Below are 17,215 nucleotides of genomic sequence, written 5' to 3'. Positions count from 1 at the left end.
GCTTTAATTATTATTTAAATATTAGATTCGGTAGAATCTTTTATAGCATTAACACGTGCTTTAACTTCGGCTTCGCTACCTGTAAAAGTTTCGTAATTGGTAGATTTTTCGCCATTTTTAATTGTTACCGTTGTAACAATTGCTTTAAAGGTTCCATCTTCATTGTTATTCATTTCAACTTTTACTTCTTTTTTAATTTCGGTTTGCTCTGGTGTATTACCTGAAACATAAGCCGAAACAGCATCAGAAGACAAAGCGATACTTGGGGCGATTACTAAAGCTACTACAGACATTAATTTTAATAAGATATTTAACGATGGTCCAGAGGTGTCTTTAAAAGGATCTCCAACGGTATCACCAACAACAGCTGCCTTGTGAGCATCGGTTCCTTTCTTGCCTTGTTCTTCAATGGTTTTTTTAGCATTATCCCATGCTCCACCTGCATTCGATTGAAAAATAGCCATTAACACGCCGCATGTGGTAACACCTGCTAGCAAACCTCCTAACATCTCGGCACCACCAATAAACCCAACAGCAACAGGCACAGCTATGGCTAATAAACCAGGTAATACCATTTCTTTAATAGATGCTTTGGTAGAAATAGCAACACATTTATCGTATTCTGCATAGCCATCGGCAGCATCAAAAATAGCACGATCTTCTTTTGAAGCTTTACTCATATCGGAATCATACTTACGCATAACTTCTAAAGCCGCTTTTAACTGCGGAATATCTCTAAACTGGCGACGTACTTCTTCAATCATGGCCATAGCTGCTCTACCAACCGCATTCATTGATAATGCTGAAAACACAAAGGGTAACATACCGCCAACTAACAAACCTGCCATAATATCTGGTTGCGATACATCGATAGCGGTTACTTTAGCTGTTTTCATGAAAGCTGCAAATAAAGCCAGAGCAGTTAAAGCTGCCGAAGCAATTGCAAATCCCTTTCCTATAGCTGCTGTTGTATTTCCAACGGCATCTAACTTATCTGTACGCTCACGAACTTCACTAGGTAATTCTGCCATTTCAGCAATACCACCAGCATTATCTGAAATAGGTCCGTAAGCATCAACTGCTAATTGAATACCTGTATTTGCTAACATTCCTACGGCAGCAATAGCAATACCATATAATCCTGCAAAATAATGCGACACTAAAATAGCGGCTGCGATTAACAAAATTGGAATGGCCGTAGACATCATACCTATACCTAAGCCAGCAATAATGTTTGTTGCTGCGCCAGTTTCAGATTGTCTAACGATAGAGTTTACAGGCGCTTTACCAGTTCCTGTATAATATTCGGTTATTTTCCCAACTGCTAAACCAGCAACTAAACCAGCTATTGTAGCCCAAAAAACACCCATAGATCCAAAAGGCAAGCCTTCAACTGAATCAGGAATTAAAGCACCAATAATAAAATAAGAAGCAATCACCATTAAACCTGCAGAACCAAATTCTCCAATATTTAAGGCTGTTTGCGGATTTCCGCCATCTTTAACTCTTACAAAAAAGGTACCTATTATAGACATTACAATACCAATAGCTGCTAAAACCAATGGTAAATAAACAGCGCCAAGACCAGCAAAATCTGGAGTAATTATAAAAGCTCCTAAAACCATGGTACCAATAATAGACCCAACATACGATTCGAATAAATCGGCACCCATACCTGCAACATCACCTACGTTGTCTCCAACATTATCTGCAATTGTTGCTGGGTTTAAGGGATGATCTTCTGGAATACCCGCTTCAACTTTACCTACCAAATCGGCTCCAACATCGGCTGCTTTGGTATAAATACCACCACCCACACGAGCAAATAAGGCTATAGATGATGCCCCCAGAGAAAACCCAGATAACACATTAAGCACCAGCGATAAATTTTCTGGTCCGCTCCAAATATTTTGATAAATCATAAACAAAAGACTTAAGCCTAAAACGCCTAAACCTACAACACCTAATCCCATAACAGCGCCCCCTGCAAAAGCGACTTCTAAGGCTTTACCTAAAGACGTTCTGGCAGCGCTTGTTGTTCTAACATTGGCTTTTGTGGCTACTTTCATTCCAATAAATCCTGCTAAAGCAGAACAAATAGCACCAACAATAAAAGAAATAGCAACCATACCATTTGAACCTTCTTCGGCATTTCCTTTGAAGTATAACAAAATGGCTACGGCAATTACAAAAATTGATAAAATTTTATATTCAGCTTTAAGAAAAGACATCGCACCATCGGCAATGTTTTTAGCAATTTTTATCATTCTTTCGTTACCCTGATCTTGTTTTGTGACCCAGGCACTTTTTATAAATACAAACGCTAATCCTAAAACACCAAAAAGGGGCAAAAATTTCACTATTAATTCCATATTAGTTGTTGGTTTAAATTAATTATTTTTTAATGTCGCTAAAAATAGGAAAATATAAGTGATAAAAAAAACCACCTTTTATTAAAGATGGTTTAATTATTTTATGCTATTTTAATAATCTAATAATTTAGATAGTAAAAGTACGCTTTTTCTTGTGGTCGCTTTCTTCATAACGCTTTACACACTCTTCATAAATTTTAAGTGCTTCAGCGGCATTACCCCAACCACCTGTATCTACTTTTTTCTTTTCTAAATCTTTGTAAACTTGAAAAAAGTGCTCAATTTCTTTAAGTCTATGCGGATTTAAATCGGTAATATCTGCTTTCTTACTCCAGATAGGATCAGAAACTGGTACACAAATTATTTTTTCATCAGGACCTTTTTCATCTGTCATATAAAACACACCAATTGGTCTCACTTCCATAACAACCATAGGATATGTTGGTTGATGCCCTAATACCAAAACATCTAGTGGATCTTGATCTAACGCCAATGTTTCAGGAATAAAACCATAATCTCCAGGGTACATCATAGATGAAAACAACATTCTGTCAAATCTAATCTTGTTTAAAGTAAAATCGTATTCGTACTTATTTCTACTACCCTTTGGTATTTCTATTAAGACATCAAAAGTAACCATTTGTTCTTCGCTCATTTTATTTTATTTTGTGCCGCAAATGTAAAGAACCCTTAGAGATTTAGCAACAAATCGTCTTTTTTTATAACATAAATTAACCCTATAACGTTTGAGTTGATTAATCTTAAAATCTGGTTGTTACAGTTTTTAAATTAATTATCGTAGAATGAAACAGAAAAAGCCATTTTAACTTTAGAACAGCAATGACCATTTTAATAAAGTTATTTTCATATATTTAAAAGAACTAATTCAAATAATAATTGACATATTGTTATTTATTAACATTCATATGGCTTGTTAGTTTAAGTGTAAATACACAAAATAAACCATGGCAAGGCAAATTCGTTCTTATAGATAATTTAAAAATTACAAAAACGCTTGTTAAGCACCTAGTTTAGATTACTAACAACAACCTGTAAACTATAAAATTAAAGCTGTTTTAAATGAAAAAACCAACGTTTGGTCTGACGAGGAAACCATTAGCTATTTAAATAGTTCTCCAGATGCCTTGAGCTATGCATGGATTCGGTTAGAGCAAAACGACAACAAAAAATAAAATGAAGATTTTGGATTGTTTCGAAATAATTTAAAAGACTCTATTAATAGCCGAAGCATGCGATGACTTGCTGCAGTTAACGATTTTGATGCTGTTTACACCATAAAATACACAAAAGACAGCCAAGGAAATAACTTAAAAACTTATAAAAATAATACATTCTCTAAAGCAGAAAGTCCATCGGAATTTGATAATTTTAAAAACAAAACCAAAAATTAAAACCCATTTAACCATGAAATACGCAATTACTCTAGTCTTAACCGCATTTTTATTTATTAGTTGTAAAGAGACCCCTAAAAAAACAGAAACATCTGTCGCAGAAATAGCAAAAACATTTCCAAACTCTATAACTAGTAAATTAGACTCCTTAGTAAAAACAATGGCTGTAAATAACAAGTGTAAATTTACTACCATTATAGCAAATAAAGACACAAAGTATTTTTCTGGTTACGACGGTCGAACCAATAATGTTGTTACAGATTTTAATGTTTTAAATGAAATAAGCAGTTGCACGAAAATGTTCACTGCAACTTCCATTCTTCAACTTATAGAGCAAAACAAACTATCATTAAACGACCCGATAACATCTATTATAAAAGATGAAAATCTGGAGCAAATGCTTCTATTAGATGGTAAAAATTATATCGATTCGGTTAAAGTTATTAATCTTTTAAATCATTCTTCAGGGTTACCAGATTATTTTGGAGACGATTTAGATGATGTTGTAATAGAACGTTACAACGACCCTAGTTTAACATTTACATCCAAAGAGCTTTTAAAACAAGCCAAAGCCGTTACTGCTAATAAATTTATCCCGGGTTCTAAATTTACGTATTGCAATACCAATTACATTCTTCTTGGAATGATTATTGAAAAAATATCGGGTTTAACATACCAAGAATATTTTAAGAAATTTATTATTGAACCACTTCAACTAAAAAACACCTATTTAAAATCTCTTAATCCCGATATTACTAGAGCGCAAGGACATTTTAAAGAAACCCCAACCGAAATACCTGCAACCCTTGCGGGTTCTGCCGGTGAAATTATTGCCTCTCTTGATGATATGAATACCTTTATTAGACAATGGTATGCGGGTAAATTATTTAAAAATCCTGAAACCATTAACATGCTATTGAATGATCATTACATGGTTATGTCGGGACCTATAAAATATGGTTTAGGCGTTGTTAATCTTATGGGGTTATCTTACGGACATGCCGGACAAACATTTGGATTTCAATCTTATATGGCTGCAAGTCCCAACGATTATAGCTTTGCTTTCGCTATAGATGATGCTAATGTATCTGCATGGAATGAAGCTATTATATTTTCGTCTATACTATCGCAATTAAAATAATTAAAAAATGCCTAAAGACTGTAATTCTATAAAAGATGCTATTAAAAACCCTCTAGAAACTAGGAGTTTACACTTAGACAATAAGCATATTACCGAGTTAAACGAAAGTATTAGTGCTTGTGAAAACTTAGAAGTATTATATCTACAGCAAAATAAATTAACAACAATACCCGAATGGATAGGTGTATTTAAACAGTTAAAGGAGCTGTACCTTGGCGGTAATAATATAGAAAACTTGCCAGAAAGTATTGGAAAACTCACGCAATTAAAAATTTTAAGTTTAGGTGAAAATCCTATAAATAAATTACCAGATTCTATTGGGAATTTAAAAAACTTAGAAATTTTAAAATTAGAAGATGCTAAACTTTCTGAAATACCTGAGACCATAAGCGAGTTAAGTCATTTAACCGAATTAGATTTATTTCGAAACCCTATAAAAACATTTTTAAACAATGTCTCTAAACTTACAAAACTAAAGTCACTAAACGTCTCACAAACAGAACTTGAGGTATTCCCTGAAGCAATTTGCCATTTAGTAGCCTTAGAATATTTAGCAATTTGCTCTGAAAACATAACTGAGATTCCCTCTAGTATAAATAAGCTACTAAACTTAAACAATTTAATTTTATCGGGGTGTCCCATCACAACATTACCAGAGTCTATTAAAGAACTCCATCATATCAATGAGCTAAGTTTATACGATACAAAAATTCCTGTAGAGTTAGCACGAAATTTATTTAAAGAATGGCTATCTGTTAGAGTAATTAGTCATTCTGATGCTTACTTATCCAGATAACTATTTTAAAAATGAAACCCAAAAGAGCCCGTTACACCAAATTTACGGGCATTTGGGTTTTTAATTTCATCTAGGTAATTTCCTCTAAAATTAAAATCTATTCTAAACACTTTAAAAATATTACCAACCCCGAAACTGTATTCGTAATACATTTCAGAATTTGGTGCAATTAAAGGAATACTATTGGGGTTAGAAGTTGTATTTAATGCGATGTTTTGTTCTGAAATATCACCCCAAACACCACGAATACCTACTATTTCTCTCAAATTAAACTTTCTTAAAAACGGAATTCTTGAGAAAAGGCGTCCGTTAAAATTATGCTCTAAATGAACAGAGGTATAGGTATCTGAAACGAACTCGTAAAAATCTAACAAGGTAAAAGTATTGTAAATTGAAAAATACGACTGGTTTCCTGGAATAACACTTAATAAGCCTAAAGGTACTTCTCCAAATGTTTTACCAGCCTCGATGGTCGAGGTTAACCTACCAAAACCTCCCACTTGAAAAGGCTGTATGTATGAAAACTGCACTTTGGTATAGTCGAAATCACTGTTAAACAAACTTTTATCTCCTTTACTAACTTGAGCAAATAACCTAGCAAAATCGTCGTTAGCCTCAATACGCTCTACACCAAAACCTGTCATTTTTCGTTTTGGAAAATATTGAACAGATAATGTCGATTCAAATTGCTTTATTTCAGATTTAACACCATCGGGTGCATTGTAATCCAAACTAAATGTTGGTGAAGCCGATTCTAATGTACGGTAATTACCTCCCAACCTAAAAATAAGGTTTCTAACGGGTTCCATTTCAACAGACAAACTGGTTAAATTAATAGATGTTAATTTGTCGTTTGTACCTGTTCCTATAACGGCCGACGATGCAAAACTACGTCCTAGTACATCGGTGCTCGTGGTTAAACTAGCTCCAATTTGTTCGACATCGCGTCTGTTACCACCAGAAATAATAAATCGGTTTTTCTTGTCTAGCAACCATTTACCAGAAAGTCCGTATTTAAATTTATCGTCTTTAAAACCATAAGCTAAAAATCCTTCCAACCTCCATAAATCGTTTTTACCAAAATACGTACGCAGTCCGGTTCTTAAACGCACGCCTTCAACTTCATTAAAACCAAAGGTTGAAAATATAGGACCGTAATCTAGCGGCAACTCATTAAATTCTATGTATCCCGATGCTAAAATGCTTCCGAGATTATAAAGGCGTTTAAACTTTTTAACGGTTTTTAGCGTGTCTAACATTTTATAAACGCCTTTTTCGTCTTTGTTTAAAGATTCCAATCGGTTGGCTTCCCAAAAACTATCGTCTCTGTCGTAAACATCCTTGTCGTAATTATAAACTTCGGTTTCGTAAAACTTCTTGTCTTTTTCTATATCGAACTTATAATTATCGTATAGTGTGGTTCGTTTACCATATACGCCACGCGAATCTTCCTTTTTATTTAAAGCAAAATCGGACATCATGTAATCGCGTTTTACTAGAAAAAGGGAGTCATTTAAAACTTCGTATTCTTGTTCGATGTAAATTTCTTTAACCCAGTTGATGTTGGCACTTTTAGATGCCTGTAAATTAATTTCTTTAATAGCGTAAGTGGTATCTGCAACCCAAAAATCGCCTTTAAATGTTAATTCGTTTTTACGTCTGGGGGAGTAAATAATATTATAGCACCATTTATTCTCTAAATAAGCACTGTCTTTTAATACATAATTATAGGTGTTTATACCTGTTCGTGACAAAGGACTTACAAAACTTTTATCAAAAAAACGAAGGTAATTATCGTAGATATCAAAATCTGAATATAAATCGTCTACAAAGTCGATAATTATTTGATTATCGCTAAAACCAGAGTTTTTATTTCCGTTTAAAACTTCTTTATTCTTGTTAATTATATTGTCGCCGTAAACCGTTGAAACAGCTTCATTAATAAAAATTGGTAAGTATGTTTTTCCGGTAACGCTCGAGGTATCAACTTCATTAAATACAAATTCCATACCTCTAAAAAGTTTACTTTTTATAAGTGCACTGTCTATGGTATTAATATCAAATTCTACTTTTTCGTATTTATCGTATTGATATTGATTGTAAAGACTTAATCCATTTTTTCGTTTATGTTCCCAGATTTTACGAAGTAAATCTATGGCTGGATTGTTTTTTTTAGGTTGTTTTCCCGAAACAATAAAAACCTGATCTAATTGAGCGGCTTCTTCTTTTAAAATAAACTTTAAATCGTAATTTACCTTTTTAACTAAGGGCACATTAAGTGTTTCGTAACCAATAAAAGATACGGTTAAGGCTGTCCAGGTATCATCAGACTCTAAATAAAATTTTCCGTTTTCGTTTGTAATAGTTCCTTTGGTAGAACCTTTAAATAAAACGTTAGCAAATGGAACAGGCTCATTATTTTCATCGAACACATAACCACTTACTTTGGTTTGAGCAAACGTTGAAATAAGTCCTAATATAAAAAATGTAAAAAGTAGCTTAAAGTTCATAACACAAAAAAAACTTCATCAACAATCATGCTAATGAAGTTTATAGAATAAAAATATTGATTTTTTATAAGTATAATACTTTTTTAACAGCCTTAATAACGTCGTCGCTATTTGGCAACCATTCTTCAAGCAAAACTGGAGAATAAGGTGCAGGCGTATCTGCAGTATTAATTCTAACAATTGGAGCATCAAGATAATCGAATGCTTCAGATTGTACTAAATATGTAATTTCTGTTGAAACATTTCCAAACGGCCAAGCTTCTTCTAAAACAACCAATCTGTTTGTTTTCTTTACAGATTCTAAGATGGCCTTTCTATCCATAGGGCGAACGGTTCGTAAATCTATGATTTCACAAGAAATGCCTTCTTTTTCTAGTTCATCTGCTGCTTTATAAGCTTCTTTAATAATTTTACCAAATGACACTATGGTTACATCGGTACCAACGCGTTTAACATCTGCAACACCTAATGGTATAATGTATTCGCCTTCTGGCACTTCACCTTTATCGCCATACATTTGCTCACTCTCCATAAAAATAACTGGATCGTCATCGCGAATTGCAGCTTTTAACAAGCCTTTTGCATCGTAAGGATTAGAAGGCACCACCACTTTTAAACCTGGTGTGTTTGCAAACCAGTTTTCAAAAGCTTGTGAGTGGGTTGCTCCTAATTGACCTGCAGAAGCAGTTGGGCCACGGAAAACAATGGGACATTTAAATTGGCCACCCGACATTTGTCTTATTTTAGCGGCATTGTTAATAATTTGATCAATACCAACTAAAGAAAAGTTAAAAGTCATATATTCAACTATTGGTCTGTTACCTGTCATAGTAGAACCTACTGCTATACCAGCAAAACCTAATTCTGCAATAGGTGTATCGATCACACGCTTAGGACCAAACTCATCTAACATTCCTTTAGATGCTTTGTAAGCACCGTTATATTCTGCTACTTCCTCTCCCATTAAATAAATGCTCTCATCTCTGCGCATTTCTTCGCTCATAGCTTCACAGATAGCTTCTCTAAATTGAATTGTCTTCATGTAGTATTTATTGTTATTACTTTTATAAGGAACAAAAATAAGGAAATAATTATCAATTTTTGACCTTGGAAAGTAAACTAATTAAAATATAGCATAGTAAAAAAAAATAACGCTCAAAATTTAATTAAAATTAATCATTCTGTAATTTCTTTAAGATTTACTTAGAAAGATTTTTTAAGTTTTAAGGTATCTTTAAATTAAAAATTGAAAAAAAGAACAAATAAATACGAAAAAGTCACTAAATTTATTAAGCTCTAGTGACGTTTCTGTAAATTGTTTAAAATATATTATTTAACGACTAGCTTTTTAACAAACGATGTATTATTGTCGCCAACTACTCTTACAAAATACAATCCAGATTTAAGAACTCCATTGGTGTTTAATTGTAAATTTGCGCTTTTTGTATTGGTTTGAATAACAACTTTACCTAACATATCGGTAATGATAATATTGGCAGAGTTCATGCCATTAAGTGTAATATTAAACGCAGATGATGTTGGATTTGGAAACAAAACAAAATCAGTGTCATTATTGAAATTGCCAATATCCTCTGTAGATAAAATGGCCACACCTTCACCAAAACTCATATCAACTTTAATAACCGAAAATGGCGGCACTAAAATAGCATCTGTTATGGTTTGCTCATCAGAATATGGAATAGATGTTGCAGACGCAAGGCTTTCCCATCTATATCCGCTAGAAATATAATTTATTATATTTTCTCTGTTACCGTCTATATTTACATTTAATCTTGCTGTTGCATTCGTTTTATTGGTAATAATTAAACGTGGTGTGCCATCTGATCTTCTTACGGCAAGTGCATGTATTGCTTTTTCTTGTTGCACTTCACCACCAATTTTTAACTCTGGTGCCGTTAGAGAATAATCTTTAAACATGTTAGAATCTCTCAAATTATCTCTTAAAACACTGTAAACATCTCCATAACCTGTTCTGCCAATTTCAACATTACTTAGTGTTCCGTTTACGGTATATTGTGCGTTTGCTCCAACTGTAGAAAACCAATTTATACGTTCTACTTCAAGTCGATCATTATTGGTAATTATATGTGAATATATATCGGCAGCACCTAAAAAGCTCGCGCCAATAGCGTCGTCTTCGCTTCCTGCAACACCCCATTCGGTTAGCCATATGCTGTTTTTATCTTCAGAAACCTGTGTTTTAGAATAGGTAAGACTTTGATCCATTATTCTACTAGCCGACACCAAATCTCTTAATGATTGATCGGTAAGATTTTCTGGCCTATTACCATCTTCTCGTTGTGCATTAACATATCTATGAACCACAATGGCATCAAAGAAACTTTCATCAACCGTAATTAAATCGTTATAGTTTTGATGAAAATCTCTGGTGCTTTGGCTTTGTGTAGGATCACCGCCTCTAAATGATATCGGGATAGCAAACCTAACAGTTTTATTTAACGCGCTAGCTCTATTTTTTATATTTTCAACTATTTGTCGCGCTCTTGCAACCCATTGTGCTTCAGTAGATATTGTACCAGATCTTTGACTTCTAAAAAAGAATTCATTACCTAATTCCATATCCTTAACATCTAATCCGTCTTCTATCATAGAGCTCCATCTTCTTCCGTTAGAATCGGCATCATTTCCAATAATACTTAGTACTGTAAGTAAATCTAAAGGCTTACCATTGTTGGCAGCTGTATCAAAAATAGATTTTAAAGAGGGGTAACCTATACGCACACTAACGGGGCTGTCGTGTTGTGATATTAGTCTTCCATTTACTATAAAAGGATCTATAATGTGTCTAGAATCTGCAGCTGCAATTTCTTGACCAGTGTCATCTAAAACTTGTTCCCAATGGTAGGTATTTGCAAATACACCTTGAGGAAAACGGAGTACTACAGGGTCGTTTTCTGCAATAAATTGCTGACCATTTACAGAGTTAAACCCTTGATTTACAGCACTAATGTTAACAAGGGCGCCATTTGATGCAAATAATGGGGCTCTAGATAATAGAGATCTAGCAATTGAGGTGTTAAAATCTACATTGCTTCCCAACAACAAATTATTAAAAGGACTTACACCTGCAGAAGTATTTATGTTTATTGAAGTATCAAAAGAACCATCAGTTAAGCTTAGGGCGTCATAAGGAAACCTATTTTGCCCAATAGTAAAGTTAAAACTTAAAACCAATAGTAGTTTTATAATAAATTTAGGAGTAGTTCTTCCATTATTTTATCGAATAAATTAATATATTTCAAAATTAAAATTTTCCAATAAGTCGATATAAAAACTAAATCCTAACTCTATTCTTAACATAAAGTTCATTTTTATAATAAAATTAAGATATTAAAGTTTTTTTCTACCTAATTTTAGTTGTAAAATTTTTGACAACCTAGTTTTTAGATGTTTTTACAAAACCTCATTTTAAAAAACTAATAGCTTAAAAAAAATACTATGCGTGCATAGTATTTTTTAAATAAAATAATTAACTTCGTAACCTAAATTAAATTAAACATATTCAATACTAAATATTATGAAAATATTAGTCTGCATTAGTCATGTTCCAGACACCACATCAAAAATTAATTTCAGCGAAGACAACACTAAATTTGATACTACTGGTGTGCAATTTGTAATTAACCCGAACGACGAATTTGGCTTAACCCGTGCCATGTGGTTTAAAGAAAAACAAGGAGCGCATGTAACTATTGCCAATGTTGGTGGACCAGAAACAGAGCCTACCATGCGAAAAGCTTTAGCCATTGGAGCCGATGCTGCCATTCGAATAAACACCACGCCTACCGATGCCTTTTCGGTTGCGAAACAATTAGCGCAGGTAGTTAAAGATGGTGGTTACGATTTAGTTATTGCAGGCAAAGAATCTATTGATTATAACGGCGGCATGGTACCTGGAATGATTGCTGGGTTAACCAATACTAACTTTATTAATAGTTGTATTAGTTTAGAAATTGATGGTAATAATGCGAAGGCTACAAGAGAAATTGACGGCGGTAAAGAACACGTTTCTACAACGCTTCCTTTAGTTATTGCTGGACAAAAAGGTTTGGTTGAAGAAAGTGATTTACGCATCCCGAACATGCGTGGTATTATGATGGCGCGCCAAAAACCATTAACCGTTTTAGAACCTATAGATGCAGCCGTTGAAACCAACTCTATTTCTTTTGAAAAACCAGCACCTAAAGGCGCTGTGAAATTAGTGGCTTCCGATAATTTAGACGAGTTAATTAACTTACTTCACAACGAAGCAAAAGTTATTTAAGCTGTAAATATGAGATTTTAATCGAAATCGATAAATCTATTACATTACTATTTAAGTATTAATACTATTTCCAAGTATTTGGAAGTAAAAAAAAAAAAAAGAAACAACATGTCAGTTTTAGTATATACAGAATCAGAACAAGGAAAATTTAAAAAAAGTGCTCTAGAGGTTGCTTCCTATGCAAAAGCTGTGGCTACACAATTAGGCACAACCGTTACAGCTGTAACTATTAACAACAACAATCCATCGGAATTAGGAAATTATGGTGTCGACAAAGTTTTAAATGTAACAAATCCTGTATTAGAAACATTTAACGCCAAAGCTTACGCCGATGTTTTAAAACAAGCTTCAGAAAACGAAAACTCTAAAGTAATTATTGTGAGTTCTTCTGCCGATAGCAAATACCTATCGCCGCTATTGGCAGTTAATTTAAACGCAGCATTTGCTTCGAATGTTATTGAAGCGCCGCTTAGCATAGAACCATTTACAGTTAAAAGACCGGCTTTTACAAATAAAGCTTTTGAAACGCTTAGCATCCATACTGATGTTAAAATTATTGGTGTTTCAAACAATGCCTTTGGTGTTAAAGAAAATAGTGTAAGCGCTATGGTTGAAGCTTTTACGCCTTCAATTTCAGAATTAGGTGTTCATATAGAGTCTGTAGATAAATCGTCTAACAAGGTAAGCATTGCCGATGCAGAAATAGTTGTTTCGGGAGGACGCGGATTAAAAGGTCCTGAAAACTGGAATATCATTGAAGAATTAGCCGATGTTCTTGGGGCAGCAACCGCTTGTTCTAAGCCTGTATCAGATTTAGGATGGCGACCACACAGCGAGCACGTTGGACAAACAGGAAAACCAGTTGCTTCTAATTTATATATAGCTATTGGTATTTCAGGTGCTATTCAGCATTTAGCAGGTATTAATGCATCAAAAGTAAAAGTAGTTATCAATACAGATCCGGAAGCGCCGTTTTTTAAAGCGGCCGATTATGGTGTGGTAGGCGATGCTTTTGAAGTAGTACCTCAGCTCATAGAAAAATTAAAAACTTTTAAAGCACAACAATAAATATATTTTATAAATTGTATTGTTAAAAAGAACTGCTTAAATTAGCATTTATTCTTAAATCTGCGTTTGGCAGTTTGGTAAAGTCCTAATTTAAACAGTTCTTTGCGTTTTATATAAATTTATGAGTTTAGTAAGATTAAATATAAAAGGAATCTCCTACAGCCAAACACAAAATGGCGCTTACGCATTAATTTTAAACGAAATGGATGGCGACCGGAAATTGCCCATAGTTATTGGTGCTTTTGAAGCCCAGTCTATTGCCATTGCTTTAGAAAAAGAAATTCGTCCTCCTAGACCGCTTACTCACGATTTATTTAAAAATTTTGCCGACCGCTTCGACATTATAATAAAACAAGTTATAATCCATAAATTAGTTGATGGCGTTTTTTATTCTAGTTTAATTTGCGAACGCGATAAAATTGAGGAAATAATTGATGCCAGAACAAGCGATGCCATTGCATTAGCACTTCGTTTTGATGCTCCTATTTTTACCTATAAAAACATTCTTGATAAAGCTGGAATTTATTTAAAAGTAAACCCTAAAGAAGATGAAAATCAAGAAAACCAAGATAGTATTTTGGTAGATGATTTTTTAGCTGAAGAGGTTGAAAACAAACCTTCTAAAGAAATGTATTCATCTAAAACCTTACAGGAATTACAAAATTTATTAGATGAAGCCGTTGCCAACGAAGACTATGAAAAGGCAGCACATATTCGTGATGAAATGTCGAAACGAGAATAATCCTCATACCTCAAAATTATGAAACACGTAATGCTGTCTCTTACCCTAGTTGTTCTTTTATTTACAAACTCTATTTCGGTGCAAGACACAGATAAAATTACAGCGCAAGACACTATAACCAAGGTATTAGTTGAGCCATCTGTTCCTACTCTAGAAAATTCAGACGATTTACAAAAACCGACTTCCGAAAGTGCAACAAAAAACGAAGTTTCTAACAATACTAACATAATTCCTAATGAAGGCTTTTCGATAGAAAGTTTATGGCGAGGCGTTTTAGGGATGATTGTTTTAATTTTTATTTCCTATTTATTTAGTAACAACCGAAAAGCTATAAACTGGAAAATAGTTGGCATTGGTTTGGCTTTTCAGCTACTCATAGCTATTGGCGTTTTAAAAATTGATTTTGTAAAAAGTGTTTTTGAATTTGTAGGCGGCCTTTTTGTATTAGTTTTAGAATTCACTAAAGCGGGAAGCAAATTCTTATTTGAAGGTTTGGTGGTAGATATGGATACATTCGGATTCATTTTCGCATTTCAAGTTTTACCAACCATTATATTTTTCTCTGCATTAACATCTGTTTTATTCTATTTGGGCGTTATTCAATGGGTAGTAAAAGTTATGGCTTTACTACTTTCTAAGGCACTAAAAATTTCTGGAGCAGAAAGTTTAAGCGTCGCTGGAAACATATTTTTAGGTCAAACGGAAGCCCCTCTTTTAATAAAAGCGTATTTAGAAAAAATGAACAAATCTGAAATGCTTTTAGTAATGATAGGTGGTATGGCCACCGTAGCAGGTGCTGTATTGGCTGCGTACATAGGCTTTTTAGGTGGTGACGATCCCGAGTTAAAATTATTTTATGCTAAACATTTACTGGCAGCATCGGTGATGGCGGCGCCAGGAGCCATTGTAATATCTAAAATACTTTATCCGCAAACAGAAGCTATTAACACCGATGTATCTGTTTCACAAGAAAAAATAGGATCAAACTTTTTAGATGCCATCGCTAACGGCACCACCGAAGGATTAAAACTTGCTGTTAATGTGGGTGCTATGCTTTTGGTTTTTGTGGCTTTTATAGCCATGTTTAACGGTATTTTAGGTTGGTTAGGAAATATTTCAACATTAAACGTATGGATAGCGGAAAATACAACCTACGATAGTTTATCTATAGAATTAATTTTAGGTTACATTTTCGCTCCATTAATGTGGCTTATTGGTGTCGCTAAAGAAGATATGATGATGATGGGCCAGTTATTAGGCATCAAATTAGCAGCTAGCGAATTTATTGGTTACATCCAATTAAGAGATTTAAAAGATGCCACGAATGCCATTCATTTAAATTACGAAAAATCAATAATAATGGTAACATACATGCTTTGTGGTTTTGCTAACTTTGCTTCCATAGGCATTCAAATTGGAGGTATTGGCTCACTCGCACCAGGACAAAGAACAACCTTATCTAAATTTGGTATGAAAGCCTTAATTGGTGGTACTATTGCCTCTCTTGTTTCTGCAACTATCGCGGGAATGATTATAGGATAACATTCAAATAAAAAAACATTGTAATTAGTTAATAACTTTATAATAATATATAGAAGCATCAAGCCTATTGTTTTGATGCTTTTTTTATTTTTAGCTTCAGAAAAAAGTTGAATTAAAGGCAATTCCTGCTTAAGCAGTAACGTATTATGAAACAATATCACGACCTAGTAAAGCATGTTTTAGAACATGGAAATGAAAAAGGAGACCGAACAGGAACAGGGACAAAAAGCGTTTTTGGCTATCAAATGCGATTCGATTTAAGTGAAGGTTTCCCTATGGTTACCACTAAAAAACTGCATTTAAAATCTATTGTTTACGAACTACTTTGGTTTTTAAAAGGAGATACTAATATTAAATATCTTACTGATAATGGCGTACGTATTTGGAACGAATGGGCCGATGAGAATGGTGATTTAGGGCCAGTTTATGGCCACCAATGGCGCAACTGGAATAGTGAAGAAATTGACCAGATTAAAGAAGTTATTGAGACCTTAAAAAAGAATCCGAATAGTAGACGTATGTTGGTATCTGCTTGGAATCCATCGGTATTACCTGATACTTCAAAATCTTTTAGCGACAATGTTGCCAATGGCAAAGCAGCGCTTCCGCCTTGTCATGCCTTTTTTCAATTTTATGTTGCCAACGGAAAATTATCTTGTCAATTATACCAAAGAAGTGCCGATATCTTTTTAGGTGTTCCTTTCAATATTGCATCGTATGCTTTATTTACCTTAATGATTGCTCAAGTTTGTGGTTACCAACCCGGCGAGTTTATTCACACTTTTGGTGATGCTCACATTTATAGCAATCATATTGAGCAACTAGAATTACAATTATCTCGAGATATAAGACCGCTACCAAAAATGAAACTTAACCCAGAGGTTAAAGACATTTTCGATTTCACCTTTGAAGATTTTACTTTAGAAGATTATAATCCACACCCACACATAAAAGGTGTTGTTGCGGTATAAAAAAAGGCTTTCAAACGAAAGCCTTTTTTTGTTTAATTTAAGATTTAACTAAACATTTACTACACTGTTTTCAGATGCTGCAAACTCATTCCAAGCGTAAGAATCTGCTTCTTCATCGTTTACATAAACAGTTTCGTCTATTAAATATTTAAACTCATAAGAGCTTTCTGCATCTAAGTCTACTGTTCCTTTAAAAATACCGCTTTTTAACTTTTTTAATGGATTTGCACTAGCATCCCATCCGTTAAAACTACCTAATAAAGACACATTTTTAGCATCCTCGGCAAGGATTGAAAATGTAACTTTACATACCGGTTTGGTTTTTAAATATTGTTTTGAAATCGCCATAATATTA

13 protein-coding genes are annotated in these 17,215 nt (G+C 33.8%); 7 read left to right on the top strand and 6 right to left on the bottom strand.

Annotation, left to right across the window (positions count from 1 at the left end):
- Positions 1-14: 14 nt before the first annotated feature.
- Together AW14_RS05750 and AW14_RS05745 are read right to left on the bottom strand one after the other, a co-directional pair.
- The gene (locus AW14_RS05750) at positions 15-2,372 is read right to left on the bottom strand and encodes a sodium-translocating pyrophosphatase (RefSeq protein WP_044637949.1); all 2,358 of its coding nucleotides are present in this window, start codon (positions 2,370-2,372) and stop codon (positions 15-17) included.
- A gap of 127 nt (positions 2,373-2,499) precedes the next feature.
- Positions 2,500-3,027: an inorganic diphosphatase gene (locus tag AW14_RS05745; RefSeq protein ID WP_044637948.1), complete on the bottom strand. Its 528-nt coding sequence runs from the start codon at positions 3,025-3,027 to the stop codon at positions 2,500-2,502.
- A gap of 770 nt (positions 3,028-3,797) precedes the next feature.
- On the opposite strand from AW14_RS05745, the gene AW14_RS05740 reads away from it, so the two are divergent.
- Positions 3,798-4,925: a serine hydrolase domain-containing protein gene (locus tag AW14_RS05740; protein WP_154662121.1), complete on the top strand. Its 1,128-nt coding sequence runs from the start codon at positions 3,798-3,800 to the stop codon at positions 4,923-4,925.
- Positions 4,926-4,932: 7 nt separating this feature from the next.
- Positions 4,933-5,721, top strand: a complete 789-nt coding sequence (locus tag AW14_RS05735; protein WP_044637946.1) for a leucine-rich repeat domain-containing protein — start codon at positions 4,933-4,935, stop codon at positions 5,719-5,721.
- A 5-nt stretch (positions 5,722-5,726) separates the two neighbouring features.
- Here AW14_RS05735 and AW14_RS05730 read toward each other — a convergent pair whose 3' ends face one another.
- The 3 genes from AW14_RS05730 to AW14_RS05720 form a co-directional block, all read right to left on the bottom strand.
- A complete protein-coding gene (locus tag AW14_RS05730; RefSeq protein WP_044637945.1) occupies positions 5,727-8,231 on the bottom strand; it encodes a DUF5686 and carboxypeptidase-like regulatory domain-containing protein in 2,505 nt (834 codons plus the stop codon).
- A gap of 64 nt (positions 8,232-8,295) precedes the next feature.
- The gene (locus tag AW14_RS05725) at positions 8,296-9,273 is read right to left on the bottom strand and encodes a pyruvate dehydrogenase complex E1 component subunit beta (RefSeq protein WP_044637944.1); all 978 of its coding nucleotides are present in this window, start codon (positions 9,271-9,273) and stop codon (positions 8,296-8,298) included.
- A gap of 287 nt (positions 9,274-9,560) precedes the next feature.
- Complete coding sequence (locus tag AW14_RS05720) at positions 9,561-11,447, bottom strand: T9SS type A sorting domain-containing protein (protein WP_044637943.1); 1,887 nt, start codon at positions 11,445-11,447, stop codon at positions 9,561-9,563.
- Between the two features lie 343 nt (positions 11,448-11,790).
- Between AW14_RS05720 and AW14_RS05715 the strand changes: the two genes are divergently transcribed.
- The 5 genes from AW14_RS05715 to AW14_RS05695 all read left to right on the top strand — a co-directional run bounded on the left by AW14_RS05715 (position 11,791) and on the right by AW14_RS05695 (position 16,860).
- On the top strand, positions 11,791-12,537 hold the full coding sequence (locus tag AW14_RS05715) for an electron transfer flavoprotein subunit beta/FixA family protein (protein ID WP_044637942.1): 747 nt from the start codon (positions 11,791-11,793) through the stop codon (positions 12,535-12,537).
- A 108-nt stretch (positions 12,538-12,645) separates the two neighbouring features.
- Positions 12,646-13,605 (top strand): electron transfer flavoprotein subunit alpha/FixB family protein, encoded by a 960-nt coding sequence (locus AW14_RS05710; protein WP_044639509.1) that lies wholly within the window; start codon positions 12,646-12,648, stop codon positions 13,603-13,605.
- 121 nt (positions 13,606-13,726) lie between these two features.
- Positions 13,727-14,347: a bifunctional nuclease family protein gene (locus AW14_RS05705; RefSeq protein WP_044637941.1), complete on the top strand. Its 621-nt coding sequence runs from the start codon at positions 13,727-13,729 to the stop codon at positions 14,345-14,347.
- Positions 14,348-14,365: 18 nt separating this feature from the next.
- Entirely contained in the window at positions 14,366-15,889 is a 1,524-nt protein-coding gene (locus AW14_RS05700; RefSeq protein ID WP_044637940.1) for a NupC/NupG family nucleoside CNT transporter, read from the top strand.
- A gap of 146 nt (positions 15,890-16,035) precedes the next feature.
- A complete protein-coding gene (locus tag AW14_RS05695; protein WP_044637939.1) occupies positions 16,036-16,860 on the top strand; it encodes a thymidylate synthase in 825 nt (274 codons plus the stop codon).
- 48 nt (positions 16,861-16,908) lie between these two features.
- Here AW14_RS05695 and AW14_RS05690 read toward each other — a convergent pair whose 3' ends face one another.
- Positions 16,909-17,208, bottom strand: a complete 300-nt coding sequence (locus AW14_RS05690) for an isoamylase early set domain-containing protein (protein WP_044637938.1) — start codon at positions 17,206-17,208, stop codon at positions 16,909-16,911.
- Positions 17,209-17,215 lie beyond the last annotated feature (7 nt).

This window comes from Siansivirga zeaxanthinifaciens CC-SAMT-1 (assembly GCF_000941055.1).
Classification (GTDB): domain Bacteria; phylum Bacteroidota; class Bacteroidia; order Flavobacteriales; family Flavobacteriaceae; genus Siansivirga; species Siansivirga zeaxanthinifaciens.
This window is presented reverse-complemented; position numbering and strand designations above follow the sequence as displayed.

Excerpts from the sequence above, each read along its gene's own strand:
- AW14_RS05710 (WP_044639509.1), top strand. The coding sequence starts at position 12,646 with ATGTCAGTTTTAGTATATACAGAATCAGAACAAGGAAAATTTAAAAAA.
- AW14_RS05715 (WP_044637942.1), top strand. The coding sequence starts at position 11,791 with ATGAAAATATTAGTCTGCATTAGTCATGTTCCAGACACCACATCAAAA.
- AW14_RS05750 (WP_044637949.1), bottom strand. The coding sequence starts at position 2,372 with ATGGAATTAATAGTGAAATTTTTGCCCCTTTTTGGTGTTTTAGGATTA.
- AW14_RS05725 (WP_044637944.1), bottom strand. The coding sequence starts at position 9,273 with ATGAAGACAATTCAATTTAGAGAAGCTATCTGTGAAGCTATGAGCGAA.
- AW14_RS05700 (WP_044637940.1), top strand. The coding sequence starts at position 14,366 with ATGAAACACGTAATGCTGTCTCTTACCCTAGTTGTTCTTTTATTTACA.
- AW14_RS05730 (WP_044637945.1), bottom strand. The coding sequence starts at position 8,231 with ATGAACTTTAAGCTACTTTTTACATTTTTTATATTAGGACTTATTTCA.
- AW14_RS05695 (WP_044637939.1), top strand. The coding sequence starts at position 16,036 with ATGAAACAATATCACGACCTAGTAAAGCATGTTTTAGAACATGGAAAT.
- AW14_RS05745 (WP_044637948.1), bottom strand. The coding sequence starts at position 3,027 with ATGAGCGAAGAACAAATGGTTACTTTTGATGTCTTAATAGAAATACCA.
- AW14_RS05705 (WP_044637941.1), top strand. The coding sequence starts at position 13,727 with ATGAGTTTAGTAAGATTAAATATAAAAGGAATCTCCTACAGCCAAACA.
- AW14_RS05690 (WP_044637938.1), bottom strand. The coding sequence starts at position 17,208 with ATGGCGATTTCAAAACAATATTTAAAAACCAAACCGGTATGTAAAGTT.
- AW14_RS05740 (WP_154662121.1), top strand. The coding sequence starts at position 3,798 with ATGAAATACGCAATTACTCTAGTCTTAACCGCATTTTTATTTATTAGT.
- AW14_RS05735 (WP_044637946.1), top strand. The coding sequence starts at position 4,933 with ATGCCTAAAGACTGTAATTCTATAAAAGATGCTATTAAAAACCCTCTA.